Origin of the sequence: Corynebacterium kalinowskii (assembly GCF_009734385.1) — a bacterium.
Taxonomy (GTDB): Bacteria; Actinomycetota; Actinomycetes; order Mycobacteriales; family Mycobacteriaceae; genus Corynebacterium; species Corynebacterium kalinowskii.
Genome location: NZ_CP046452.1, coordinates 42,910 through 68,733 on the forward strand (window position 1 = coordinate 42,910; position 25,824 = coordinate 68,733).

At 56.3% G+C, this 25,824-nt stretch carries 19 protein-coding genes and 1 pseudogene; 12 read left to right on the forward strand and 8 right to left on the reverse strand.

Annotated features, from left to right (window positions below; genetic code table 11):
• Positions 1 to 19: 19 nt before the first annotated feature.
• On the reverse strand, positions 20 to 2,905 hold the full coding sequence (locus tag CKALI_RS00225; protein ID WP_156191409.1) for a Tn3 family transposase: 2,886 nt from the start codon (positions 2,903 to 2,905) through the stop codon (positions 20 to 22).
• 125 nt (positions 2,906 to 3,030) lie between these two features.
• On the opposite strand from CKALI_RS00225, the gene CKALI_RS00230 reads away from it, so the two are divergent.
• The 4 genes from CKALI_RS00230 (at position 3,031) to CKALI_RS00245 (ending at position 6,585) form a co-directional block, all read left to right on the forward strand.
• Positions 3,031 to 3,645 carry a recombinase family protein gene (locus tag CKALI_RS00230; RefSeq protein WP_000904906.1) on the forward strand — a complete coding sequence of 205 codons (615 nt, stop codon included), beginning with the start codon at positions 3,031 to 3,033 and terminating at the stop codon, positions 3,643 to 3,645.
• A gap of 64 nt (positions 3,646 to 3,709) precedes the next feature.
• A protein-coding gene (locus CKALI_RS00235) for an IS3-like element IS1133 family transposase (protein WP_085959879.1) occupies positions 3,710 to 4,839 on the forward strand; the annotation gives its coding sequence in 2 pieces (ribosomal slippage) (positions 3,710 to 3,956 and positions 3,956 to 4,839; 1,131 coding nt in all).
• 106 nt (positions 4,840 to 4,945) lie between these two features.
• Complete coding sequence (aph(3'')-Ib, locus tag CKALI_RS00240) at positions 4,946 to 5,749, forward strand: aminoglycoside O-phosphotransferase APH(3'')-Ib (protein WP_001082319.1); 804 nt, start codon at positions 4,946 to 4,948, stop codon at positions 5,747 to 5,749.
• Entirely contained in the window at positions 5,749 to 6,585 is an 837-nt protein-coding gene (locus tag CKALI_RS00245; RefSeq protein ID WP_000480968.1) for an aminoglycoside O-phosphotransferase APH(6)-Id, read from the forward strand. The genes aph(3'')-Ib and CKALI_RS00245 overlap by 1 nt, the downstream gene beginning before the upstream one ends.
• Here the strand turns inward: CKALI_RS00245 and CKALI_RS12335 are convergent.
• Entirely contained in the window at positions 6,557 to 7,261 is a 705-nt protein-coding gene (locus CKALI_RS12335) for a trypsin-like serine protease (RefSeq protein ID WP_407643754.1), read from the reverse strand. The genes CKALI_RS00245 and CKALI_RS12335 overlap by 29 nt on opposite strands.
• Here CKALI_RS12335 and CKALI_RS00255 point away from each other — a divergent pair.
• Positions 7,253 to 8,746: an IS91-like element ISCR2 family transposase gene (locus CKALI_RS00255; RefSeq protein ID WP_001120888.1), complete on the forward strand. Its 1,494-nt coding sequence runs from the start codon at positions 7,253 to 7,255 to the stop codon at positions 8,744 to 8,746. The two genes, CKALI_RS12335 and CKALI_RS00255, sit on opposite strands and share 9 nt — an antisense overlap.
• 175 nt (positions 8,747 to 8,921) lie before the next feature.
• On the opposite strand, the gene CKALI_RS00265 is transcribed toward CKALI_RS00255, so the two are convergent.
• The 4 genes from CKALI_RS00265 to CKALI_RS00290 form a co-directional block, all read right to left on the reverse strand.
• Entirely contained in the window at positions 8,922 to 9,224 is a 303-nt protein-coding gene (locus CKALI_RS00265; protein ID WP_000251875.1) for a phosphoglucosamine mutase, read from the reverse strand.
• An 86-nt stretch (positions 9,225 to 9,310) separates the two neighbouring features.
• Positions 9,311 to 10,126, reverse strand: coding sequence for a sulfonamide-resistant dihydropteroate synthase Sul2 (gene sul2 / locus CKALI_RS00270; RefSeq protein ID WP_001043260.1), 816 nt, complete (start codon positions 10,124 to 10,126; stop codon positions 9,311 to 9,313).
• A 648-nt stretch (positions 10,127 to 10,774) separates the two neighbouring features.
• On the reverse strand, positions 10,775 to 11,113 hold the full coding sequence (locus tag CKALI_RS00285) for a hypothetical protein (protein ID WP_036425703.1): 339 nt from the start codon (positions 11,111 to 11,113) through the stop codon (positions 10,775 to 10,777).
• 121 nt (positions 11,114 to 11,234) lie between these two features.
• Positions 11,235 to 11,945, reverse strand: a complete 711-nt coding sequence (locus CKALI_RS00290) for an IS6 family transposase (RefSeq protein ID WP_066570492.1) — start codon at positions 11,943 to 11,945, stop codon at positions 11,235 to 11,237.
• Positions 11,946 to 12,222: 277 nt separating this feature from the next.
• Here CKALI_RS00290 and CKALI_RS12245 point away from each other — a divergent pair.
• The 4 genes and pseudogenes from CKALI_RS12245 to CKALI_RS00315 all read left to right on the forward strand — a co-directional run bounded on the left by CKALI_RS12245 (position 12,223) and on the right by CKALI_RS00315 (position 18,154).
• Positions 12,223 to 12,735 (forward strand): annotated as a pseudogene (locus CKALI_RS12245) (relaxase domain-containing protein).
• 3 nt (positions 12,736 to 12,738) lie between these two features.
• Positions 12,739 to 13,128 (forward strand): hypothetical protein, encoded by a 390-nt coding sequence (locus tag CKALI_RS00300; protein ID WP_156191410.1) that lies wholly within the window; start codon positions 12,739 to 12,741, stop codon positions 13,126 to 13,128.
• A 1,233-nt stretch (positions 13,129 to 14,361) separates the two neighbouring features.
• On the forward strand, positions 14,362 to 17,133 hold the full coding sequence (locus CKALI_RS00310; protein WP_156191411.1) for an ATP-dependent DNA helicase: 2,772 nt from the start codon (positions 14,362 to 14,364) through the stop codon (positions 17,131 to 17,133).
• Between the two features lie 262 nt (positions 17,134 to 17,395).
• Entirely contained in the window at positions 17,396 to 18,154 is a 759-nt protein-coding gene (locus CKALI_RS00315; protein WP_156191412.1) for a formylglycine-generating enzyme family protein, read from the forward strand.
• A 13-nt stretch (positions 18,155 to 18,167) separates the two neighbouring features.
• Here the strand turns inward: CKALI_RS00315 and CKALI_RS00320 are convergent, their stop codons facing one another.
• Positions 18,168 to 18,626 carry a DUF7134 domain-containing protein gene (locus CKALI_RS00320; protein ID WP_156191413.1) on the reverse strand — a complete coding sequence of 153 codons (459 nt, stop codon included), beginning with the start codon at positions 18,624 to 18,626 and terminating at the stop codon, positions 18,168 to 18,170.
• A 365-nt stretch (positions 18,627 to 18,991) separates the two neighbouring features.
• Between CKALI_RS00320 and CKALI_RS00325 the strand changes: the two genes are divergently transcribed.
• A complete protein-coding gene (locus tag CKALI_RS00325; RefSeq protein ID WP_156191414.1) occupies positions 18,992 to 19,948 on the forward strand; it encodes a methyltransferase domain-containing protein in 957 nt (318 codons plus the stop codon).
• 42 nt (positions 19,949 to 19,990) lie between these two features.
• On the opposite strand, the gene CKALI_RS00330 is transcribed toward CKALI_RS00325, so the two are convergent.
• Positions 19,991 to 20,860, reverse strand: a complete 870-nt coding sequence (locus tag CKALI_RS00330; protein WP_156191415.1) for an NmrA family NAD(P)-binding protein — start codon at positions 20,858 to 20,860, stop codon at positions 19,991 to 19,993.
• 90 nt (positions 20,861 to 20,950) lie between these two features.
• On the opposite strand from CKALI_RS00330, the gene CKALI_RS12340 reads away from it, so the two are divergent.
• Both CKALI_RS12340 and CKALI_RS00340 read left to right on the forward strand, forming a co-directional pair.
• On the forward strand, positions 20,951 to 21,670 hold the full coding sequence (locus tag CKALI_RS12340) for a helix-turn-helix transcriptional regulator (protein WP_156193602.1): 720 nt from the start codon (positions 20,951 to 20,953) through the stop codon (positions 21,668 to 21,670).
• Between the two features lie 296 nt (positions 21,671 to 21,966).
• On the forward strand, positions 21,967 to 25,662 hold the full coding sequence (locus CKALI_RS00340) for a YobI family P-loop NTPase (RefSeq protein WP_156191416.1): 3,696 nt from the start codon (positions 21,967 to 21,969) through the stop codon (positions 25,660 to 25,662).
• The last annotated feature ends 162 nt before the right edge of the window (positions 25,663 to 25,824 follow it).

A 25,824-nucleotide genomic window follows, 5' to 3' on the forward strand; every position in this document is an offset into this window, starting at 1 on the left:
GAGGGGGCGGAATCCTACGCTAAGGCTTTGGCCAGCGATATTCTCCGGTGAGATTGATGTGTTCCCATCCGAGCGGCGAAACATGGGCCAAGAGATCGGGCGATAGCAGCTTTCCATCGCGTTTCTGGTTTGCAACGACCTCGCCGAGCTTCATGGTGTTCCAGAAGATGATGATGGCGGCGAGCAGATTCATGCCGGCGATGCGGTAATGCTGGCCTTCGGCGGAACGGTCGCGGATTTCACCGCGGCGGTGGAAGCTGATTGCCCGCTTCAGCGCATGATGAGCTTCGCCTTTGTTGAGCCCGATCTGGGCACGCCGTTGGAGTTCGGCATCCAGAATCCAGTCGATCATGAACAGGGTGCGCTCGACGCGACCGACTTCCCGCAGGGCTGTCGCGAGCTCGTTCTGCCGCGGATAGGAGGCGAGTTTCCGCAGAATCTGGCTTGGCGCGACGGTCCCGGCAGCAATGGTGGCGGCGATGCGCAGGATGTCGGGCCAATTGCGCTCGATCATGGCTTGGTTGACCTTTCCGCCGATCAACGCTCGCAGGTGCGCCGGGGCGGCCGACGGATTGAACGCGTAGAGCCGTTTGGATGGCAGGTCGCGGATGCGCGGAGCGAACCGGTAGCCGAGAATGGCACATGCGGCAAAGACGTGATCGGTGAAGCCGCCCGTGTCGGTGAACTGCTCGCGGATATGGCGTCCAGCATCGTTCATCAGCAGGCCATCGAGGATGTAAGGCGCTTCGTTTGCCGTTGCAGGAATCACCTGGGTTGCGAACGGCGCATATTGGTCGGAGACGTGGCTATAGGCTTTCAGGCCCGGGGTATTGCCATATTTCGCGTTGACCAGGTTCATGGCCTCACCTTGCTCTGTAGCGACGAAGAACTGTCCGTCGCTCGAAGCCGACGTGCCCATGCCCCAGAACCGGGCCATGGGTAACGCTGCCTGTGCCTCGACCACCATGGCCAGCGCCCGGTCATAGGCTTCGCCCTCGACATGCCACCGTCCAATGCGGATCAATTCCCAGAAGGTGTGGGTGTTTGTCGCATCCGCCATTTTGCGCAAGCCGAGGTTGATCCCTTCCGCCAAGATAACGTTCATTAGCCCGATCCGGTCAGCGCAGGGTGCTCCTGTGCGCAGATGGGTGAACGCTTCGGTGAAGCCGGTCGCCGCATCCACCTCCAGCAGGAGATCGGTGATGCGCGTGGGCGGGATCTGCTTGTAGAGATCGAGCACCAGATCTTCGGCGCCTGTCGGCGCGGCGGCTTCGAGTTTCTCGATATGCAGAACGCCGTTTTCAATCGACCCGCCCGGGATCGTGCCTGCGCGAGCGGCACGGCCAAGCTCGCGCAACCGCATGTCGAGGCGAGCTTGCCGGTCTGCCAGCCATTCCTCCGGCCGCAATGGCACAGCGAGACGACCGCCTTCCGCGATGGATTGTGCCGGAACGAGTGCGTGTTTCAGATCGCCATAGCGCCGGGACCTAGTAAGCCAGACATCTCCGGAGCGGAACGCATCGCGCAGATGGAACAGCACCGCGATCTCCCATAGGCGAGCGTCGCCAGCCCTCTGGGCCCGAAGGTGGCGATGCCATTTCGAGCTGGGCCGCAAGAAGCTGGTCATCGCGGCATCGTTCAAACCGGTACGAAGGGCCGTCACCGCTTCCAGAAGCGGCAGTGCAACGGGCGCAGCTCGCAGATCGAGCAGGCGCAACATGCGTGGAGCGTATCGGCGGAAGCGGTGATAACCGTCGAGCACATGATTGAGCGGATCGTCGGCCATGGTGGCGGTCAGCCTGGTTGCCATTGCAACAAGGGTTTTTAAGCCGTCCCACCCTGACCCACTCGCGATGACATCGCCCAGCGGCTGGCCATCATCCTGTGCATCGACCAGGGCGCCCCCGATCTCGGCGAAGGATTTCAGGGTGTCACGCACCACCCCCGCTTCGTCTGCGACCTTTGCATGGCAAATACGCTCCGAAGCACGGTAGAGACGGCCGACGATCCGGTCGTGGGTTTCGACCACTGCGTCGGCCAACATCGCCTGCCATTCCGAGACGCAAACAGCCAAGATCGCAAGCCGCCTGTCCTCCGGGAGATCGCGCATGCCGTCGGCATAATACCGTTCACCCTGCCTGCGCAGACGAGTCACCCGATGGGCAGGAACGCCGGCAAGCAGATCCTCGGGGAGATCGATGCGTTGCAGATATTCGAGCCGGTCGAGCAGCCGGTTGGCCGACGAAGAGTTCGAGCCAGGCTCGAACTGGCGCAGCCACACAAAACGGGTCACCCGATCATCAGCCGTCTCCTCGAGCAATGCCAGCAACTGTTCTCGGATCGACATAGGCAGCCGACTGGCGATCCTCGTCTCGATGCGTCGCTCGGCATCGACGAGAGCCGCGGCACAAAGCCGCTCGATCGTGGATGTCGCGGGAAGGACAGTGCGGGTGCGTCGGCACTCGGCTACGAAGCGACGGGCGATATCCTCGTTCGACACCGCCATCTCGGCTTCTCGGAACAACCATTCCTTCAGCTCGCTCGCACCACGTCCGGAGAAGGTGCGGAAGCCGTAGAGCCCCCGTAACTCGGCAAGATGCTCGTGCCGTGTTTCCTCGCGGGCAGCATAGTCTACGAGATCGTCGGCACCCAGGCCAAGCTGCGCTCCGATAAATTCGATGACCTCTGCAGGGATCAGTTCGCCTGGAGCCAGCACCCGGCCGGGATAGCGCAGGACACACAATTGCAGGGCGAAGCCGAACCTGTTGTGAGCGCGCCGACGCAGCCTGATATGCCCAAGGTCTTCATCACTCAGCGTATAGTGCTTGAGCAAATCCGTCTGTGAAGTCGGCAAGCGCAACAGCGCGTCTTTCTGCCGATCGGTTAGAGTGACGCGACGCGGCATACATGTTCCTTTTTCAAAATCTGATAGCGTTCAAGACGCTTTGTTTATGAAGCTGGTTGAGATACATTTCCAGAGGTCAATGCAATCGTGGCCGAAGCGCCGCCTCAAACCAACGTTTGTGATACATGCTGATCGGATATGCCCGCGTCTCCAAAGCCGATGGCTCGCAGTCTCTCGACCTGCAGCACGACGCCTTGCGCGCCGCAGGTGTCGAACGGGACAATATCTATGATGATCTTGCTTCCGGCGGTCGTGATGATCGCCCTGGCTTGACTGCCTGCCTCAAGTCATTGCGTGACGGCGATGTGCTGGTGGTCTGGAAGCTCGATCGCCTCGGACGATCGCTTGCCCATCTGGTCAACACGGTGAAGGAGCTGTCAGACCGCAAGATCGGCCTGCGGGTTCTGACTGGAAAGGGCGCTCAGATCGACACCACGACTGCGTCCGGTCGCATGGTGTTCGGAATCTTCGCCACCTTGGCCGAGTTCGAGCGGGATCTGATCCGAGAGCGCACCATGGCGGGTCTCGCCTCCGCGAGAGCGCGCGGTCGCAAGGGCGGACGAAAATTCGCGCTCACCAAAGCTCAGGTGCGTCTCGCGCAAGCCGCCATGGCCCAGCGCGATACTTCAGTTTCCGATCTCTGCAAGGAACTCGGCATCGAGCGCGTCACTCTCTACCGATATGTCGGTCCCAAAGGCGAGCTCAGAGACCATGGAAAGCATGTTCTCGGACTTACGTAGTGGACTTGCCTCGGTTTCGTTCCGGTCTTTTTGAGAGCATTATTTGTTATCAAGGAGACCATATATGTCATTAAAGCATAGTGATGAATTTAAGCGTGATGCAGTTCGCATAGCACTCACTAGTGGCTTAACACGCCGTCAAGTTGCGTCAGATTTAAGTATTGGGCTTTCCACGCTTGGGAAATGGATCGCATCAATTTCCGATGAAACTAAAATTCCTACCCAAGACACTGATCTTCTGCGTGAGAATGAACGTTTACGCAAAGAGAACCGTATCCTTCGGGAGGAGAGGGAGATATTAAAAAAGGCAGCAATATTTTTCGCAGTACAAAAGCTGTGAGATTTCAGTTTATTACGGATTACCGTGGCTCTCTCTCACGTTCACGCATATGTCGTTTGATGGGCGTAACAGATCGTGGTTTACGTGCATGGAAACGCCGTCCTCCATCACTGCGCCAGCGTCGTGATCTTATACTTCTAGCGCATATACGTGAGCAGCATCGGTTGTGTTTGGGGAGCTATGGTAGGCCGCGTATGACAGAAGAGTTGAAAGCGCTGGGCCTGCAGGTTGGGCAGCGTCGGGTTGGACGTTTGATGCGCCAGAATAACATTACAGTTGTTCGAACGCGTAAATTCAAACGGACAACGGATAGTCATCATACCTTCAACATTGCACCGAACCTATTAAAACAAGACTTTAGCGCAAGCGCACCCAACCAGAAATGGGCAGGCGATATCACTTATGTTTGGACCAGAGAAGGATGGGTCTATCTTGCTGTTATCCTTGACCTGTATTCCCGTCGCGTGATTGGCTGGGCAACAGGTGATCGATTAAAGCAGGATCTTGCATTAAGGGCACTGAATATGGCGTTGGCTTTACGCAAACCACCACCGGGTTGTATTCAACACACAGACCGTGGGAGCCAATATTGCGCTCATGAATATCAAAAGCTACTGCTCAAACATCAATTGCTGCCGTCCATGAGCGGGAAAGGCAATTGTTTTGATAACTCCGCAGTAGAAAGCTTCTTTAAATCATTAAAGGCTGAGTTGATTTGGCGCAGACACTGGCAAACAAGGCGAGATATTGAGATTGCAATCTTCGAATATATAAATGGCTTTTATAATCCACGCCGAAGACATTCAACACTCGGCTGGAAATCGCCGGTGGCATTTGAGAAAAAAGCCGCTTAAAATGAGAGATAGACCGGAACACAACCGGTGCAAGTCCATAGCAACTCGTTTCTTTTCGCAGGTTGAGCCACCTCCGCGCTTCATCAGAAAACTGAAGGAACCTCCATTGAATCGAACTAATATTTTTTTTGGTGAATCGCATTCTGACTGGTTGCCTGTCAGAGGCGGAGAATCTGGTGATTTTGTTTTTCGACGTGGTGACGGGCATGCCTTCGCGAAAATCGCACCTGCTTCCCGCCGCGGTGAGCTCGCTGGAGAGCGTGACCGCCTCATTTGGCTCAAAGGTCGAGGTGTGGCTTGCCCCGAGGTGATCAACTGGCAGGAGGAACAGGAGGGTGCATGCTTGGTGATAACGGCAATTCCGGGAGTACCGGCGGCTGATCTGTCTGGAGCGGATTTGCTCAAAGCGTGGCCGTCAATGGGGCAGCAACTTGGCGCTGTTCACAGCCTATCGGTTGATCAATGTCCGTTTGAGCGCAGGCTGTCGCGAATGTTCGGACGCGCCGTTGATGTGGTGTCCCGCAATGCCGTCAATCCCGACTTCTTACCGGACGAGGACAAGAGTACGCCGCAGCTCGATCTTTTGGCTCGTGTCGAACGAGAGCTACCGGTGCGGCTCGACCAAGAGCGCACCGATATGGTTGTTTGCCATGGTGATCCCTGCATGCCGAACTTCATGGTGGACCCTAAAACTCTTCAATGCACGGGTCTGATCGACCTTGGGCGGCTCGGAACAGCAGATCGCTATGCCGATTTGGCACTCATGATTGCTAACGCCGAAGAGAACTGGGCAGCGCCAGATGAAGCAGAGCGCGCCTTCGCTGTCCTATTCAATGTATTGGGGATCGAAGCCCCCGACCGCGAACGCCTTGCCTTCTATCTGCGATTGGACCCTCTGACTTGGGGTTGATGTTCATGCCGCCTGTTTTTCCTGCTCATTGGCACGTTTCGCAACCTGTTCTCATTGCGGACACCTTTTCCAGCCTCGTTTGGAAAGTTTCATTGCCAGACGGGACTCCTGCAATCGTCAAGGGATTGAAACCTATAGAAGACATTGCTGATGAACTGCGCGGGGCCGACTATCTGGTATGGCGCAATGGGAGGGGAGCAGTCCGGTTGCTCGGTCGTGAGAACAATCTGATGTTGCTCGAATATGCCGGGGAGCGAATGCTCTCTCACATCGTTGCCGAGCACGGCGACTACCAGGCGACCGAAATTGCAGCGGAACTAATGGCGAAGCTGTATGCCGCATCTGAGGAACCCCTGCCTTCTGCCCTTCTCCCGATCCGGGATCGCTTTGCAGCTTTGTTTCAGCGGGCGCGCGATGATCAAAACGCAGGTTGTCAAACTGACTACGTCCACGCGGCGATTATAGCCGATCAAATGATGAGCAATGCCTCGGAACTGCGTGGGCTACATGGCGATCTGCATCATGAAAACATCATGTTCTCCAGTCGCGGCTGGCTGGTGATAGATCCCGTCGGTCTGGTCGGTGAAGTGGGCTTTGGCGCCGCCAATATGTTCTACGATCCGGCTGACAGAGACGACCTTTGTCTCGATCCTAGACGCATTGCACAGATGGCGGACGCATTCTCTCGTGCGCTGGACGTCGATCCGCGTCGCCTGCTCGACCAGGCGTACGCTTATGGGTGCCTTTCCGCAGCTTGGAACGCGGATGGAGAAGAGGAGCAACGCGATCTAGCTATCGCGGCCGCGATCAAGCAGGTGCGACAGACGTCATACTAGATATCAAGCGACTTCTCCTATCCCCTGGGAACACATCAATCTTACCGGAGAATATCGTTGGCCAAAGCCTTAGCGTAGGATTTCGCCCTCTCCCGCAAACGACCCCTTCTTGCCTGTCCACACAATGCGCCGCTGTTAGCACTCGGTTGCCTTCGATGACGAAACCGCCGCATATAGTTTGATGCTGTCGCTTTGCGTCTTGTTTTGCCCAGCCTTTTTGCCAGGCGCGGTAGTGCGTCAATGCTGCTGTGGCAGCGTTTTGTTGAACGCCAGGAATAAGCCAGGCCGGACTGTTTTCAGCAAAGCCGTAGGGCTGCTCGATTGCTGACAAAGCAATAACAGACGGCATTGTATTTTCAGCCAGTGTTGGCCAATCCGGTGCAAGGTAGGGTCTGGTATCGGGTGGCAGTGTGCCGCGCTGGACGCTCTGGCCGCTGATTGAATTGTCGGACAATATGCGCTGCTCACGCCGATAGTCTTGTATTCGTTCTTCTGTGCTATCCAGGGCACGAGCATTTGCAGCGGTCGTACCCAACGCATAACTGGCCAGGAGTGACGGGCACTGGCTGGCAATGTCTAGCAACGGCAGGCATTTCGGCTGAGGGTAAAAGAACTTTCCGCTAAGCGATAGACTGTATGTAAACACAGTATTGCAAGGACGCGGAACATGCCTCATGTGGCGGCCAGGACGGCCAGCCGGGATCGGGATACTGGTCGTTACCAGAGCCACCGACCCGAGCAAACCCTTCTCTATCAGATCGTTGACGAGTATTACCCGGCATTCGCTGCGCTTATGGCAGAGCAGGGAAAGGAATTGCCGGGCTATGTGCAACGGGAATTTGAAGAATTTCTCCAATGCGGGCGGCTGGAGCATGGCTTTCTACGGGTTCGCTGCGAGTCTTGCCACGCCGAGCACCTGGTCGCTTTCAGCTGTAAGCGTCGCGGTTTCTGCCCGAGCTGTGGGGCGCGGCGGATGGCCGAAAGTGCCGCCTTGCTGGTTGATGAAGTACTGCCTGAACAACCCATGCGTCAGTGGGTGTTGAGCTTCCCGTTTCAGCTGCGTTTCCTGTTTGCCAGCCGGCCCGAGATCATGGGGTGGGTGCTGGGCATCGTTTACCGCGTCATTGCCACGCACCTGGTCAAGAAAGCGGGCCATACCCACCAAGTGGCCAAGACGGGCGCGGTCACCCTGATCCAGCGTTTTGGATCGGCGCTCAATCTGAATGTTCACTTCCACATGCTGTTTCTCGACGGTGTGTATGTCGAGCAATCCCACGGCTCAGCGCGTTTCCGCTGGGTCAAGGCGCCGACCAGCCCAGAGCTCACCCAGCTGACGCACACCATCGCCCACCGGGTGGGTCGCTATCTGGAACGGCAAGGCCTGCTGGAACGGGATGTCGAAAACAGCTATCTGGCCTCGGATGCGGTGGATGACGACCCGATGACACCCCTGCTGGGGCACTCGATCACTTACCGTATCGCTGTCGGTTCACAGGCGGGGCGAAAGGTGTTCACTTTGCAAACTCTGCCGACCAGTGGTGATCCGTTCGGTGACGGGATTGGCAAGGTAGCCGGGTCCAGCCTGCACGCCGGCGTGGCGGCCAGGGCCGATGAACGCAAGAAGCTCGAACGGCTGTGCCGGTACATCAGCCGCCCGGCGGTATCCGAGAAGCGGCTGTCGTTAACACGAGGCGGCAACGTGCGCTACCAGCTCAAGACGCCGTACCGGGACGGCACCACGCACGTCATTTTCGAACCATTGGATTTCATTGCAAGGCTGGCCGCCCTGGTACCGAAGCCCAGAGTCAACCTAACCCGCTTCCACGGGGTGTTCGCACCCAACAGTCGGCACCGGGCGTTGGTCACGCCGGCAAAACGGGGCAGGGGCAACAAGGTCAGGGTGGCTGATGAACCGGCAACACCAGCACAACGGCGAGCGTCGATGACATGGGCGCAACGGCTCAAGCGTGTTTTCAATATCGACATCGAGACCTGCAGCGGCTGCGGCGGCGCCATGAAAGTCATCGCCTGCATTGAAGACCCTATAGTGATCAAGCAGATCCTTGATCACCTGAAGCACAAAGCCGAAACCAGCGGGACCAGGGCGTTACCCGAAAGCCGGGCGCCACCGGCTGAGCTGCTCCTGGGTCTGTTTGACTGACGAGCCTGAAGGCCAACGATACCAATCAAAATGCTGCGTTCACAGCGCCGCGGCAGGGATCCGCCGTGCTGGTTGTCGGAAAAGGAGCCGCTAGTGGGAAAGAGGAGGGTAAATTTTCAGCGTTGCTGGCTCCCCGTCAGCCGGATTGGGTTGCATCGCAGGGGTGTCGAAAGAGTCAACTGCGGTCCAAAGCTGTTGGACTTGGGTGAAAAGGGCGTTTATTCTTCCTATACGTTGTCGGCAGCGGGCCAAAAAGGAATACGTCCATGCCCATCGAGGTGAAACCGGCTGTGAGCGCGGGTTCAAGCATATAGCCCGACAGGCGCGTATCCTTGCCGATCACGACACGATGGCGGTGGTCACCGCGACGAAAGACACGGCCAGCCGCCATGCCGACGCGCAAGGCGGTTTCCGCCGTCATCGCGCCTTCGTTGGCTTTGCCACGAATACCGTCTGTGCCGAAATATTTGCGCACCATAAGGTCGATTATCCTGTCGTCGGGTCGCCCTCAAAGGGGACATGCCTGCTGAACCGCGAATATAGAGAAATATCCCGAATGTGCAGTTAACGAATTCTTGCGGTTTCTTTCAGCGCCGCCAATACCGCCAGCCCGTCGCGCAAGGGGCGCGGCTCGTGTGTGCGGATGAAGTCAGCTCCACCTGCGGCGGCGGCAAGCTCTGCAGCGAGTGTCGCGGCCCCGACATCCCCCGGACCACGGCCTGTGAGCGCGCGCAGAAAGGATTTGCGCGAAACAGACAGAAGCACCGGCAAATCGAAGCGCAGCCGCAATTCATCGAACCGCGCCAGCACCGAGAGCGAGGTTTCGGGAGCAGCCCCCAGAAAAAACCCCATGCCGGGATCAAGGACAAGGCGGTTGCGTTTGATACCGGCACCCGTCAGCGCCGCGATGCGCGCGTCAAAGAACGCCGCAATGTGATCCATGATGTCGCCAGCGGGTGCCTCGCGCCGATCTGCCTGCCCGTCTTGCACCGAATGCATAACGACGAGTTTGGCAGATGATTTCGCCAATTGCGGATAGAACGCAGCGTCTGGAAAACCGCGAATATCATTGAGATAGGCCACACCACGCGACAAGGCATAGGCTTGCGTCGCGGGTTGATAACTGTCGAGCGAGACGGGAATGCCATCTGCCTTGAGCGCGTCCAGCACCGGCGCGATACGCGCGATTTCTGTGTCGGACGAAACAGGCGCGGCGTCGGGATTGCTGGATGCCGGACCGAGGTCGATCACATCTGCCCCCTCGGCCATCAGCTTACGCGCCTGCGCAATGGCTGCGTCTGGCGCCAGATACCGGCCTCCATCGGAGAAACTGTCCGAGGTTATGTTGACGATGCCGAAAATGATGAGCGATTTATTCATGGGGGCTTCTATAATAATAATAATCGAGCATGAGTCTCATACGGATGCTCGGGTCGAAAGGGAATCCCCAGGCGAGTAACCTGTTTGCGGTGATCCATTAGCTGCAGGAGCAGAATAGCATACATCTGGAAGCAAAGCCAGGAAAGCGGCCTATGGAGCTGTGCGGCAGCGCTCAGTAGGCAATTTTTCAAAATATTGTTAAGCCTTTTCTGAGCATGGTATTTTTCATGGTATTACCAATTAGCAGGAAAATAAGCCATTGAATATAAAAGATAAAAATGTCTTGTTTACAATAGAGTGGGGTTAATGCCGTGCCTGCTGTGATATAGCTTGCTAGGGCGACACGTCGCCAGGTATTAACGCTGCTCATGCTTTGCGCCCTCCTGGTCAAGTAGTCCTAGCCGCTCTAGGCTTGTCCCGGTGTGCGCTCCGGCACTTAAAAGCTCGCTATGTTGCTGATACGCATAGTCGAGCATGTAGCCAGACCATGCGAGTACAGCCAGCGATAAGCCGAATGTAATGCAGTATTTCGATATACCAGCAGCCCGCTGGCCTTTATCATTATGAGTAGCCATGATTAACCTCTATGTCAGGTTCTTTGTGGTTAGGTGCAAGGGCAGGTTGCCGCCTGCCTTTGCACCGCTTTTTTTAGCGGCTAAAAACCCGCGATTGCTGCCGGTCTTGTGCCGCCTTCTCTCTAAAACGCTTTGCCATTTCCATCGCCTTTGCCTGCTTTACGCTGTCGCCTTTTTCGTTGTCACTGTTCAGCTCTTTAGCAAGGCTCTTTGATTGCTGGCTGGTTATCCCGTCAATCTCAACAGTCTGGCTGGAAAAATTGCTAAAGCCTGGGTCTTGCGCTGCAATTGCCGCAGCCTCTCCGTGTCGCTCTAATCGCTCCTGGTTCTTCTCTTGCCTGCGCTCCTGTGCCTGCTCGATTTTGTTTGTATAGCTTTTGGCTAATTCTTCGTTGGTCGGTTCAACTGTCATTGCTCATTCTCCTGGTGTTAAACCTAGCGGCTAAAGCCGCTACGGGTGCTGTTGCAAAGTTGGCCGGAGAGCCGTGACGACCCAGTCTTCATCCTCTTAGGCTCGCTGCGTGCCAGCGTTCTCAGGCAGCCTCGAACACCCGACTGACGATCACCGCGTCCGGGTTCGACTGCCCGTAGGCAAACATCGTCCCCTGGCCTTTTCGTAACGAGTGCATCGCTTCCATCCCTTTCAACGTCCGATAGGCAGACGCCCTGTTCTTAAAGGCCCCTTTTGGCCCCAGGATCCGTTTCAACCGGCCATGATCGCCTTCGATGACGTTGTTGAGGTATTTCACCCGACGATGCTCTACCGTCGATGGGCAGACGCCTTCCGCCTTCAGCTCAGAGATTGCCCTGGCGAGTGAGGGTGCCTTGTCGGTGTTGATCACCCGGGGAAAGCCGGCTGTTGTGTTCGACCGCAGGGTCTTGGCCAGGAAACGCTTGGCTGCAGCCACATTCCGCTTCGGCGAGAGATAAAAATCCAGGGTGTTTCCACCAGCGGTGATCGCGCGATAGAGGTAGCACCACGTCCCGCCGACCCGGATATAGGTCTCGTCCACCCGCCAGGACCTGGCCTGCCAGTCAGGAACTTGCCGATACCACCGGGTCTTCTTATCCAGCTCAGGAGCATATTTCTGGACCCAGCGGTAGATCGTGGTGTGATCGACCGGCACGCCACGCTCGGTCATCATCTCTTCGAGGTCGCGGTAGCTCACCCCGTAGCGGCAGTACCACCGCACCGCCCACAGGATGATTTCACGGGGGAAATGACGACCGGAGAAGATGCCCATGGCCCTGATTATTCCACGCCGGTCTTCCTACTGCCCCAACTTTGCAACAGCACCGCCCACACTCAGCGCCGTCAGCGCGGGTCCAGAGGTACGGTTTGTGCGGGAACTCTCTGATTGAGTGGATGTCAAGCTGGTCATGGATGATGACCTCCTTTGGGCCTCCTAATGGCGGTGGCTATTCGACGGTTGTCGAGCATATGACCAGTGTCGCCGTCGTCAGCTCAGGCAACCAGACCACCGCTTTGCCTAGCACTCGCGGGACTACCCATTTGCGAGCATTTGCGTCAGCCCATGGAAGAAGCGAAAGCCAGGTCAGGCCGCTTCTCGTGTTTTCGGAGCTGCCACGCCTGTTGCAGATCGAGGTTGGGAGGTGGCGTGGGGGTCGCGGCGTGCGGTGGCGGGATTTGATTTCACGTTCAGAATGGCGAAGTTGGCATCGGTGTCGTGGGAGGTTGCGGACGGGGCGCAGGCGTTGATTGCGCAAGCCCATCATGAGGCTTTGCGGCGATAGTTGCGTTCATGGAGCGTGAGGTTGCAGCCACTCGTACTGGGCCAATTGCTCGGTATAGCTCGGTGACACAGGTCGACGTGAGGGGTTGACCGCGACGGCGTTTGGTCACTTCGATTCCCACACCGAGCCCCTCACTTGCAAACGCATGTGGTCATCAGCAACAAGGTCCACATCTTGTTGGATTGGAAGTGGCGGAATCTGGACGGGCCTCCGATGCATGCCGCGGTCGTGGCGTTGTCGGAGCTGCACCAGACCATCACCACCGAGAAAGACCGGTGAGGCTTGACCACCCAACTCGCTCCCGAATACGAAATCATCGCCACCGCAGCCCACCACGACCGCTGCGCAAACCTCATCAAGAGTAGTGGCCTCACCATCGACCAAGCGCATGCCGTGGTCGACTCGGACACTTTCGGTGCGTTGACTGCGGAACTGGGCCGGGCTGAAGCTAGCCACCACAACGTTGACACCCTCGTGTCACGTCTCATCAAGGCTCGCGGGTTCACCGATGCCGAAGGCATCTCCTCCGTTATCCACCACTGCCTCGCCAACGCCACCACCCGGACAGTCGGCTCCAGATGCGCCCGCTACGCTCTGCGTCTTATCGCCAGGCTGATTCCCGAGGTCATCGGCCACAGGAGCGCCGACATGCAGCAAGCCCTGGCCGAGTGACACCACCTCATCGAGAACTGAGTAGAAGCCGACCTCGAGACCGCCTTCCACATCTAAGAACCATGGGTCACGACATACGACCCGATACCCGCGACTGGACGGGAGCGACAGCATCGGCGATGCAGCGCTTTAGTTGCCGCTTACCGTAACCAGTACCAGATCACTCACCCCACCCCGCGCGCCGCGAATCCTGGTGTACGACAGTCAGTTGTTTGATTCTATGGACGATCGCCAAATTGCGTCGTGTCTCAACATTGGCGCTTGACTAGCAGATGAAGTTGGTTTCCAGTACATAGTGACACTTAACTCAGATCGTCTGGCAGCCGCTGAATCCGAAGGGTTCGAGCGGCGAAGTTACATCATGGATCCGGTCCTCACCGATGCAGGTGAAAAGGCGGGCTGTTCGGGTTCCGCTTCATTTGATTCCCGCCCGGTGTCACGATACCTCTAGAGGCAAGACAGGTCCTTCGCCACGTTAAACTCGATGCTACGGGTGATGTTGTCCGACATGTACACCGTGTTGGACCGGGTCTAGACCCATCCCATTGATAGCACGGTCGTGGCGCGACTTTGTGCCCGCCGAGGGGAGGTATGTCGTGGGAGACGATCACGCCGAGTCACAGTCCCAGCTGGTTGTCACCAACTATTGGTCGCGAGACTTCTGCCGTCGGAGGTGTACGACGATTGGTTCGTGCAGTGGGCACACGACCGCGGAACCTACCTCTATCTCGTGCTCGCGGGACCTAGGATTGAAATCGTGGAAAGCCGATGGCTGGAAGGCGAAGATGCGCTTCCAAGACGGCTCGGAGTTCAAGCCGCGCACCATTCCCGTGCCGTTCGGCTTTCTTCCTCGCGAGGGTGCGCACCTGTTCGAGGGAGGGATCGATTGGGTTGACATGAAGGAGATAGCGTCCGAGTGTAGCGACTCGTGGTGGTGATATCGCCTAGGCCATCGATCACCATGTACTCGACTACAGTGATGTCTGCGCTGACGCACCACCCATCAGTGAAAGAGAGATCAGCCTCGATATAGTGGCTGGTGGCAGCATTCAGATAAGCCTCGATTACATTTGCTAACATCCCGCTAAAGTCGCATTCAGCATAGTAACCTATAAGCGTGATTTTCAGTTTGGTATTGAGGGCGCACGCGACCCAGTATCGGCATCGAACATTGAAGGTGATGCGCGAACAGACGAGCCGTTGACGTTGGCGTACAAGGACGGAAACATCAATATGGCATCGATAGAGAACCAGGTTCTGGACTCAAGCAACGCGATCGACCAGAACATCTCGGCAATCACGACCGACCGTGGATTCTTGGCACAGAACCTGCTGCAATACTTGCGCCATCTGGTCGAGGGCTTGGTCGTCTATGCGCACGTCCCAGATCGGACGGTGACGTACAACTACCAGACGCAGTTTGATGCCGCTCGGGACGCAGTGAACGGCGATGCCCGCTATCGACTGTTGACGCGCTTCCACAGCCTGCTCCAGATCAGTGTCTCGCACTACACACTCGACCGGGACCCCTCTGAGCGCCTGATGCTCAAATACTACGAGTACCTGCTACGCACACGCGACCTCGCGAAGCAGCACCTCGGCCTGGACATCCTCCGGAATCTCGAGCAGTTCCCGCTTCACGAGGATCCGGCACTCCGCGCGTACTACGAGAAGATTGCTTGTCGGATCGAGGCATCAAAGCACGACCTGCTGACCGGCAAGACCGAGCGCTACTACATCAACAGCTCTCGACCATTCTTCATTGGCAGCCGAATCTACTACGAGGTCACCTTCAGCCTCGCCCACAACCGGACAAGCAAGTTCGATCGGATCATCGGCTTCACCGACATTGACGTGAGCGACTACTACGCTGCACAACTCGAGCTTGCGAACGACTCAATCGACGTGCTCGGTCAGACGATGCCGATCATCATCGTGCGCGACTGGTCGGTGTCCATCCGACCGTGCGAGTTCGACAACTTCGCTCGACTCCTCGGACAGCAGACCACGGTGCAGTCGGGACACGTCGAGTACCGCAATCTGATGCGGTACCTAACGCTGACACGTCACAGTCTGCTCGACCTCCTTGACTCGTCAGACGAGGTGTACAACCAGGTGAAGACATGGGTCCTCACGAACGCTCAGCGAACGCCTCTAATCTTTCCTGCACTGGACGCGGCGAGGGCGATCATCGGGCACAACCGTCCAGGCACCCGACTCTTGCGCTACCTGATGCTCCGGATGAACAACCAAATCCTGAAGGCACAGTACGACGTTAATCAGTGCGGGTGGCTCTCGAACCTGAATGTTTCAAGCGGCTGCCGTCCGTTCGACACGATGCCGTACTGTACGTCGCCCCGGAAACACAACCCGAGGTTTGCTGACCTCGCGGCTAGCATCGATTCTTCGAACAGGAAGCACGAGCTACTTGCGCGACGGGTACGCGTCAACGTCGAGCAGCACGGCATGATCTACACACCCGAAGGCGACCTCGAAGACCTCGGGGACATCGACGACCTTATCAGGCGCCACAACGCCGCTCTTCCACCGACACCACGGCATGCCCCACGCAAACTCCAACGCGCCAACGGCCACGTGTTCATCGTCGGGTACGAGGACGGCACGGTAGAGATCATAGAGCAGCTCCAGAAGATCGCCTCGAATGGCATTGAGGACTACGCGGACGATGTCGCCGCATGGCTTGACGAAAACGCGAAGCTTCCGGACGGTGATCCGCAGAAAGTTGACGATGAGATCAAGGCTGATGCCCTGCGGAAGCTCTTCTCCCACTCGAAGGTGGCCCTCATCTACGGAGCCGCAGGCACCGGCAAGTCCACGATGGTCAACCACATCGCGAACTACTTCGGGCGTGAGCGAAAGCTCTTCCTGGCACACACCAACCCGGCCGTCGACAACTTGAAGCGCCGCGTCGACGCTCCCAACAAACACTTCAGCACAATCTCGAAGCATGTGCGGGGCGACTGGGACACATCGGGTCATTTCGATATCGTCATCATCGATGAATGCAGTACGGTCAGCAACGCTGCGTTCCGCGAGGTGCTCGCCAACACCGAATTCGATCTGCTGGTGCTGGTGGGTGATGTCTACCAGATCGAGTCCATCGAGTTCGGGAACTGGTTTGGCGCAATTCGCTCGTACATCCCGCCAGAGTCAGTGCACGAATTGACACACCCGTTCCGCACGACCGACGAGGATCTCCTGACGCTCTGGGATCGCGTGCGTGACCTTGACGACCGGATCGAAGAGTCACTGTCGAAAAATGAGTACTCCAAAGAACTAGGGGAGTCGCTCTTCACGCGGCACGGTGCCGACGAGATCGTGCTCTGTCTCAACTACGACGGATTGTACGGGATCAATAACGTTAACCGCTTCCTTCAGGCGAGCAACCCGAGCCCGGCCCACGTCTGGGGTGAAGCTGTTTACAAGGTTGGCGATCCGGTGCTCTTCAATGAGACGGATCGCTTCCGTCCGCTGATCTTCAACAACATGAAGGGCAATATTGTTGGGATTTGCCAGGCGCCCGGGAAGATCACCTTCGACGTCGACCTGGGGCTCGAGCGTGAGGTGACAGCGATGGAGGCGATGCGCTCGAACCTCCGCCTCGTTGAAGACTCCGTGGTTCAGTTCGATGTCATCGAGCGCCCGGACACGGACGAGGACGATGACTCGACGACGACCATCGTGCCATTTCAGATTGCCTACGCGGTCTCGATCCACAAGGCACAGGGTCTCGAGTTCGACTCGGTAAAGGTTGTTATCACGGAAGCTAACGAAGAGAACATCTCACACAGCATCTTCTACACTGCGATTACCCGGGCTCGAAGGCATCTCGAGGTTTACTGGACACCCGACACTCAGAATCGGATCCTTAGCCGACTGGAAGTTCGCGAGAACAAGAAGGACGAGAACCTGCTTCGGCAGCGTCGCGGCGTGGTTCCGGTAGTCAATGTGCCCAAACGACAGAAAGTGCGTCAGAAACCGTAACTGCCTGGATCGGAAAACAGTTGGAGCTCGCGCTTGCCGTCGGATGCTCATGAGCCCGCTGAAGGGGGAACACGAATCTCGCTGCCCCGTCACCGTGCGACCTCTAACCGTGGCGAGTAGTTCGAAGTCCCGGTACGGTGGACTCATCCGCAGGGGTGTGCGTTCTATCTGCCGACGAGGGTACGTGATCGGTCCCTGCTGTTGAAAGTTCCGTGGCAATGTGGCACCTAGCGGGCAGAGCGAAATAGGACAAATGTGTGGCATGAGTGTGCAAATGGTCATGGTTCCCCCGGAGGGTGCCGTTGAGGAGCTCATGGTGGACCGTCGCACAGGCCACTCTTGGACGGTCAATGTCGAGCCGTTCGAACTGGCGGCCACCGTGGTGACAAACGAGTTGTGGAACGAAGCGCATGGTGTCACTGGCGACCCAACCCGTACCCACTTTCCCAAGACCGAAGTGAGTTGGCGGGAAGCGATCCTGTTCTGCAACGCGCTCTCTACCAAAGAAGGGCTGGCGCCCGTCTATGAGGTGTTAGAGCGTGTAATGACCGCGCCTACACAGTGGCGTCCGCACAGTGAACCGGAGGCGGATGACTGGCTGGTGACTTGGGACCAGGACGCCGATGGTTACCGATTGCCGACAGATGCCGAGTGGCAGGTTGCCTGCAGGGCAGGCACTACTGGTGCGCGGTACGGGCGACTGGATGACATTGCCTGGTACGAGGGCAATTCCGACGGCCACATTCATCCGGTGCAGACGAAGTCCGCGAACTCCTGGGGTCTGTTCGACCTGCTCGGAAATGTTTGGGAGTGGTGTTGGGACCTTTACGATCCAGAAGTCTATGGGGCGTACCGCATTATCCGCGGCGGCGGATGGAGCGATCCGGAATGGAGTTGTCGAGCAGGCGTGCGACGCAAGACCAGCCCGCTTGCGTCCTTCGATGATCTCGGTTTCCGCGTTGCTCGAGGCGCTACCCGATTCCCCACCTCTGCGCTGCCTGAATCGCGACCCTTTGGTTGAGCGGATACATGTCTTAAGGGGTGCCGCCGGAGAGCCACCAACCCTTCCGAGATGCAAGCGTATAGATCGCCAACAACAGCATTGCATCGGCCACCAGAAGTGAGATCCCCAGTAGGGACTGTGCGACAGCAACGAGCTGGATCACCACATAGGTCGTCACCGGCCGCTGACGACGCATCAGACCTGGAGCACACAGACCAATCGAGACCACCAGCCCGGTGCCCAACCACAAGTGCCGAGGCACCGCACCGAACTGAATCGGCACGTTGTAGCTGAAAATCGCAATAATGAAGATCAGGTCCACCAGCCGTGGGTGCAGCTGGAACCACGACGGCGTGGCCTCCGATGGTATCGGTGAGCCCGTGCAGTTGGTGGCCTCTTTCTCACGAGCGGTTACGGAATCTATACGCCTCCATGTTACCGGGGTGGCACCAACCCAGACCCCGCCGTTGACTGCACTGAGCGGGTTCACCAACCGACATGCCAAACTGCTGGCCGTCAACCAGGCACAAGCCACTCGAACGAACAGCGACTAATTGATAAACCGTCTTGCTATGTGTACTTGTTCAGTTGCGTAGGTTCGCGTCTGTCGCAGTCGGAATGCAAGACGGGGCGAACTACAGTGTAACGACGCGCTTCCAGCCCCAGGATACCCTTTGCGGTACGTAACTACGGGGTGTGCTTTCCACCTCTAAACCGGGATCATGAGTGTGGTCAGGATTTGCTCGGTGACAAGCTGGTAGTTCGCGTATTGATCGGTATTAGCCGACAATTCAATTGCCCGGGCGGATTCCCCTTTGGTGAGGGCCTGGCATTCGGGCGTCATAGCATGGAGGGATGGAGAGTTCACCGAGGCAGTGGAACCACAACATCCACTATCACCGACTGATCCTCGACGCCGTGCCCGCCAGCGCCCGGTCTGCTCTGGACGTAGGGTGCGGCAACGGGCTGCTCTCAGTAGAACTGCGAGGGACAATGCCAGAGGTGACGGGCATCGACCTCGATCAGGAGGTGTTGGAAGAAGCACGACAGCACAGCGACCAGGTCGCCTGGGTGCATGGTGACATCATGACATACGACTTCGACCGGACATTCGATGTCGTCGCTTCTGTCGCGACGCTGCATCACCTGCCTGACTTGGACGCGGCACTGTCGCGGTTGGCTGACCTCACCTCGCCCGGCGGTGTGTTCGCCGTGGTCGGAGTGGCACGCACAAGTCGCCCCAAGGACATGATGCTGCACCTAGCCGGGGTGGTGCAGCATCGGTGGATGGCCGTTCGGAAGGAGTCTCGGATTGAAGCCTTGTATCGGAGTAGCGGAGAAAAGAAGTCGCGGTGGTTTGTGGCTGATCCTTACGGGCTCGTTCATAAGGGTAGGAGTTGGTACCTAGTCGCCGATATCGATGGGGCACCTAGGATGTTGGTGGCCTCACGCTTGGAGAGCTTCCGTGTTTTGAGCCAACCCGCTCAGTTGCGTGCAGGACAGACCTTGGCCAGCGTATGGGCCGAGCTAGTTGATCTGCTGGAGTCGGATACGTCGGTTTACGTCACGGCGATATTGCGTGCAAGCAGGCTTGATATGGCGCAGCGGATTTTATGTTCACGCCTTGTTCAGCATGATCCCGTGGGGCGGGAGCGGGTTCGCATTGCGGTGGGATATGCGGACATTCAGGGTGCTCGGCAATTGCTTCAGTTTGGGGATCATATTCGGGTTATGGATCCTCCGGAAGCGGTGGATCTCATTGGCATGTTGGCCAGTTGTCTTGCTGAGCGTCATGGAAAGGGTAAGCGGTAGGGGTGTAGTAACTCATAGATTTTCCCGCTGCAGGGCTTCGTTTTACAGCGTGGGTGTGAGTTCATCATGTACCCAGCTTTCGAGAGTGGTGGGGGTTGTTGTGGTGAGATTTCGGGGTTGTTCTGGTCGGAAGTTGTCCCGTAGTCCCGTGCTCATGCCTAAGACTGCGTCAGCTATCTGTGATGGCATTCCGGCTGCTATGTACTGCCGGCGCATGTCGGTGTCGCTGATTTGTTCCACTATCACGGGGTGGCCGGTGTGATCGGTAAGAATCTGTGCCACCTGGTTCCAGCAGAGGTCTCGCGGCCCATGAATTGCTTGGACGCGATGGCCATGCCACTGGGGATTGAGTAACACACCGGTGGCGACTTCAGCGATATCGCGCGGAGCGACCCAGCTCATGGGCATTTCCGGTGGCAGGATAGTGCGAAGATGGCCGCGACGAATGGAGTCGATATCGAGAAGCAAATTGGTGAAGAAATAGCCGCAGCGCAGGTGGGTAACGTCGACGTTCAATGAATTCAAAGCTATTTCTGTTGCTGCCAGTCCGTCAATCTCTCCCACGCCATGGCGTTTTTCGGCTCCGACGCTGCTTTGGAACACGACCCGCTTAATGTCGTTTTCTGTGATCGCATTTATCAGCGCGCGCGTTGCTTGGGTGTAATAAGCCAATGGATTTGCTGCCATCGTGCTGGGATTGACCCAGTAGATTGTGTCCACACCGCGGGTGGCGGTCGCTACCTGAGAGATGTCGGTGGAGTCTGCTTCGATAATGTCTGCATAGAGTCGTACCGGGGCGGGGATTTTCTCGGGATTGTGGTCGAGGAGGAGGGGGCGTACTCCTGCCCGGATAAGCATGGCCGTGATGTGGTGGCCAACGTGGCCACGCGGGGTCGTAACTGCGATGCGCATTGCATTTTTCCTTATCTCTGGTGCTTGTGCCCACGACACTAACAACAGATCCGGCCTATTAATGTCCGCATCTTGGGCAACAATGGAGATATGAGAAATTGCTCGTCACGGTCCCTAGAGCTCTTGACGTTACTGCAGGCTGGGCGTAAGTGGTCCGCTGAAGAATTATCCAGTCGTCTTGAGGTCGCTGAGCGGACTGTTCGTCGTGATATAGCTCGGTTGCGAAGTCTCGGGTATGACATTCGTTCAGCTCCAGGGCCCGGCGGTGCGTACCGACTTGTGCCCAGCGTTAGAATCCCGCCGCTGCTGCTTACTGCTGAAGAAGTAAGCGCCCTTGTCGCGGGATTGCTGATTTTGGAAACAGGAGCCCAGGATGCTGCCGTGGTCTCTGCGCGCTCCAAGCTGGAACAGTTGCTTCCTTCTACGTTGCGCAGGCGAGCAGTAGCGACTGCCTTGGCAACAGAGGTTGTGGCCCCTTCTTCAGACACAGTGGATTGGACACTGCTTGGTGACGTGGCTGACGCTGTCGAGAACGGCAACCACTTGCGATTTAGCTACACTGACCGGCATGGACGGGTGAGTACGCGCCGAGTGGAACCATTTCGACACGTTCTTCGCGGTGGTGTTTGGTACCTGGTTTGTTATGACAGAGATCGAAGCAATTGGCGTATGTTTCGTTTCGATCGCATTCATGATGCTGCTTCATGCGGAGTACCTTTTGGCTACACGTCCCCAGAGTTTCCAAGCACGTCTATTCAGGAGTGGCTTGCTACCGACTTTGGGCGCCTGGATTCAGACAAGAGACGATAGATGCGTCAAAAGGTAGTCCATCGCCAGTTTCTGAATAGCGACTACAGATCAAAGAGATTTGACTCCCAAATCTGCATAACAACTGGTCGAATAGAGCAAAGTTACGGTTAACACTTCATAAGAAGTGAAAACAACCCACCGCACCTCCAGATTGCCAGGCTGATTCGTCAGCGCGACTGGTGTTCTAATAGTGTCCATTTGGCTATTGCGATGATTGAGAGGGCATACTGCTTCGTAATGGAGCAGGTCACGGTATCCCTGCCTTTCATCGCCGAGGGGATATGGGATAATTAGCTATGGTTCAAAGTGGGCGCACTTCAACGAGCAGCGGGTGGAAACTTATCCCGCTCACCCCTGAGTTCCTGCCTGACGAGCATGGCAAATATGTGGCTGCGCTTGAATCTGCGCTGAACAAAGGTCAGGTCCGTAACATAGCGCTATCCGGTAACTACGGTGTCGGAAAGAGTAGCATCCTGAAGGAACTCGCACGGAAGCAAGACAGTCGTGTTGTCGAACTGTCGCTCTCGACGCTCGCTCCGATTGAAGTCTCTAAACTCGATGAGTCAGTACCGATCCAGGCGACAACACCCACTAACCGCATCCAGCAGGAGATTGTTAAGCAACTCCTCTATCGCGAGGATCCAAGTAAAACTCGGGGATCCCGATTCAAGCGGATCGAACGATTCCGAAGGAGCAGGGAAGGCTGGAACGCCGTACTGTTCGGACTTATTATTGCGCTCGTCTTCCTGCTCAAAGGCTGGTCAGCGAAGCTTGCTGCCGAGTTCAAGCCTTTGGGTGACTGTGGCTTCTGGATCCATTTATTCATTTGGGCGATTGCGGCTATTGTTACCTTTTCTGTGCGCCGACTACTTTATGGGAAGCTCCGTATCAAGCAGTTCTCGGCCGGGCCCGCAACTGTGATGCTCGATGACAACTCAGTGTCGTACTTCGATCAGTACCTTGATGAGATCGTTTATTTTTTCGAGGTGTCAGAACGAGACATCGTCATCTTTGAGGACATTGATCGGTTCGACGACCCTCACATCTTTGAGACTCTCCGTGCGCTCAACACATTGCTCAATGCCTCGCCACAGATCAAGAAACCGATTCGTTTCATTTACGCGATTAAGGACAGCATCTTCGACCGCATCGGCTTGGGAACAGAAGGCGACACCGGTGAATCCGATCCGCTGGATGACCCAGTGCGTGCTGAGATGGTCCGCGCGAACCGGACAAAGTTTTTCGATCTCGTTATTCCGGTGGTTCCGTTCATTACTCATCGCAGCGCCCGCAATCTGGCCGTCAAATTGCTTGGTGAGATTGAACATCAAGTGGATCCGCAGTTGCTTGATTTAGCAGCGCAGTATGTCCCGGATATGAGACTGCTCAAGAATGTGTGCAACGAGTTCATTGTTTTTCGTGACCGGATTTTCTCCGGCGATGGTAAGGAGCTTGTGCTGAGTGAGACTGACTTGTTTGCCATGATGCTCTACAAGAGCACGCACCTGACGGATTTTGAAAGGATACGACTTGGCACAAGTGCTTTGGACATGCTGTACAAAGTGAGTCGTGATCTGGTGACTGATAACATTAAGCGGCTTGAGCGCGAACGTCGCGAGCTTCGTCAGGGATTTGCGCGAAAGAATAGTGCGGAATCGCGTAGCGCTCGCCTTGGTGACTTGTTGATCGAGCACTTTGAACGCACCGCAGCTTCGGCGGCAGTGCTCGGAACCCGTCGCAAGGACGCAGTGTCGTTGTCGGTCGATGGCGCTACAAGGTCCGATGCTGACCTAAGAACAGCGGAGTTTTGGAGGTCATTCGTAACCGCGGACGGGGACCCAGAACTTCGTCAGCCAATGTCGTACCACCACGAGCTTGTGTTTTCTCGATCCAGTCTCTCCACAGTTCTCGCTGATCCGCTCGACCCCGACAGCTGGGATGAGCCCGACCAGAAATCCCTATCGGACCAGATCCAAGAAAATGAAGACGCAATTAACTTCTTGCGTGGTGCAGACATGGGTGATCTTATCAAACGACCGGAGTTTCTCGTTGCCTTCGACGAGGCCGACACTACTGTTAATAGAGAATCGTCCTCGGCTACCGTGATGGCGAAGCAGTCGTTTGAGGATGTGGCCAAAAAGCTTCTTAAGTCAAGCTTGGCCTACCAGCTGGTTCGAGCCGGTTACATCAACCGAAACTTCACGCTATATACATCCACATTCCACGGCGATCGAGTCAGTCCAGCAGCGACGAATTTCATCATCCACCACGTCGAACGAGATGTGATGGATGCTCACTTCAAGCTAAGTCCCGAGGACGTCAAAGCCGTTGTGAGGGAATGCGGAAAGAACGCGTTACAGGAGCCAGCGCTGTACAACATTGCGATTCTTGACTGCCTCCTTGCAAAAGACGTTGACGCAGCCGACATCATGATTCGCTCGTTGGTTGAGCTAGGGGAAAGTCAGCTGCAATTCCTACAGGCGTATCTGCCTGCTGGTGAGCAACGCGTACAATTTGTCGAGCGATTTACGACGATGTCATCGCAAGCACTTAGTTACCTCGTGAACCAGGTGGAGCTGGATGAAACACTGCAGCTGGATCTAGTGAATACTGTGCTTGCTAATCTCTCTTCGCCAGTGCAACACACGGATGCGAGAGTCATCGACTTTTTGCGGACTCACTACGTGGAACTGCCTATGCTCACCTCCACCGCAACCTCGTCAGACCAAGCTGAACGCGTAGCAACGCTCTTCGCTGATGCAGACGTTGTTGTTCCTTCCTTGACACCCCTCGGGCCAAGCGCTTGTGCATCGTTCGTTGCACGCAGCTTGTATGACATTACCTATGAGAACTTGACCGTAGCAATCGGCAATAATGAAACTGTTGCCCTCGATGTGATTCGAGTGACAAATAAAACGGTTTATGAGTATGTCCTCGAAAATTTAGATTCCTATCTGAGCGCGGTCGAAGACTTTTCCGCCACGATTGATTCTCGTGAGCACTTCATCGCTGTGCTTGAGGACCTACTCGAAAAAGAAACGCCTCGCTTGGAAGACGTGATTCGTCACGCTACACAAGAGTGCCAAGTCGCTGATTTGGGCGCAGTAGCCGAAGAAGGGTGGCCGGTGTTGGCTGTCCACCAGCGATTCCCAGAAACATTCAATAATGTGAATCGCTACATTGCCACTTATGGTGTCGATGAGCCTATCGCTTCGCTGCTGCGTACAACAGTTAGGATCATCGACGTTGCGTCAGCTAACGATGAGGAAAAGATTACGCTCGCGATCGCGCTTCTAGAGTCAAAGAATCAACTGCCAGCATCATCGCGCGTGGAGCTTGTTGCGAGCTTGGAACTGGACAGCTACCTCGAAGTTGAGGATATTGATATCGAGGAGGGCGACCTGTTCGCGTTGCTACTCAAGCACGAAATCATTGAAGACACCGCCGAAGCATATAAGTGTCTTGCAACAACCGATTGGTTAACCCGGGCAGCGTACATTCGAGAGTCAAAGAATTTCACCGATTACATGACTCCGGACTTGGTTCAGTCTGATGTGGAGGAACTCCTCACAAGCGACACAGTTGATGACACAATCAAGCGTGAAATCGTTGAGCAATCGGAAGCGTACGCCCCATTCGCAGGGCCAAAAGGTCTGAAGGAATTGGCGCGACTCGCTTTACAATCTGGACACACCATCCCGATTGAAGTTGTTCAGAAAATGGCGGAGGGGGGTGTTGATGCCCAGTATGTAGTGACCCTCCTTGAATCACTTTTCGACGTTATTACGCGTGATAGTCTCTTCGCGATCCTCCAGAAACTACCAGACGACTACCCGTTGTTGACCACTGTGGGGCACAAACCCCTATACATCGCGGATACCCCTGCAGACCGTGCTCTCCTTGAATGCTTGAAGCAGCACGGCACCGTAAGCTCGTATGATCCTGATACTTCGCTCATCAAGGTGAATAGGAAGCATAAATTAATTGGCTAGTAGCTGGGGCGTACTGTGCGAAGAACGCATGGGTACACATGGTGTTAGATGCCGCTGATGAATAGCTAGGTGAATAGGGCTTTTCACAGACAGTTGGTTCAAAACTGTGCACCTACGGTTGCAAGGAACTCGGGGAGGGGGACGGCTACCGTCGCAATCTTC

Bases quoted from the DNA above. Each gene is read 5' to 3' on its own strand.
- CKALI_RS00315 (WP_156191412.1), top strand. From the start codon at position 17,396: ATGAGTGTGCAAATGGTCATGGTTCCCCCGGAGGGTGCCGTTGAGGAG.
- CKALI_RS00285 (WP_036425703.1), bottom strand. From the start codon at position 11,113: ATGACAGTTGAACCGACCAACGAAGAATTAGCCAAAAGCTATACAAAC.
- CKALI_RS00230 (WP_000904906.1), top strand. From the start codon at position 3,031: ATGCTGATCGGATATGCCCGCGTCTCCAAAGCCGATGGCTCGCAGTCT.
- CKALI_RS00330 (WP_156191415.1), bottom strand. From the start codon at position 20,860: ATGCGCATCGCAGTTACGACCCCGCGTGGCCACGTTGGCCACCACATC.
- CKALI_RS00325 (WP_156191414.1), top strand. From the start codon at position 18,992: ATGGAGAGTTCACCGAGGCAGTGGAACCACAACATCCACTATCACCGA.
- CKALI_RS00265 (WP_000251875.1), bottom strand. From the start codon at position 9,224: ATGGTGCGCAAATATTTCGGCACAGACGGTATTCGTGGCAAAGCCAAC.
- CKALI_RS12335 (WP_407643754.1), bottom strand. From the start codon at position 7,261: ATGAGGCATGTTCCGCGTCCTTGCAATACTGTGTTTACATACAGTCTA.
- sul2 (WP_001043260.1), bottom strand. From the start codon at position 10,126: ATGAATAAATCGCTCATCATTTTCGGCATCGTCAACATAACCTCGGAC.
- CKALI_RS00245 (WP_000480968.1), top strand. From the start codon at position 5,749: ATGTTCATGCCGCCTGTTTTTCCTGCTCATTGGCACGTTTCGCAACCT.
- CKALI_RS00290 (WP_066570492.1), bottom strand. From the start codon at position 11,945: ATGGGCATCTTCTCCGGTCGTCATTTCCCCCGTGAAATCATCCTGTGG.
- CKALI_RS00255 (WP_001120888.1), top strand. From the start codon at position 7,253: ATGCCTCATGTGGCGGCCAGGACGGCCAGCCGGGATCGGGATACTGGT.
- CKALI_RS00340 (WP_156191416.1), top strand. From the start codon at position 21,967: ATGGTTCAAAGTGGGCGCACTTCAACGAGCAGCGGGTGGAAACTTATC.
- CKALI_RS12340 (WP_156193602.1), top strand. From the start codon at position 20,951: ATGAGAAATTGCTCGTCACGGTCCCTAGAGCTCTTGACGTTACTGCAG.
- CKALI_RS00225 (WP_156191409.1), bottom strand. From the start codon at position 2,905: ATGCCGCGTCGCGTCACTCTAACCGATCGGCAGAAAGACGCGCTGTTG.
- CKALI_RS00310 (WP_156191411.1), top strand. From the start codon at position 14,362: ATGGCATCGATAGAGAACCAGGTTCTGGACTCAAGCAACGCGATCGAC.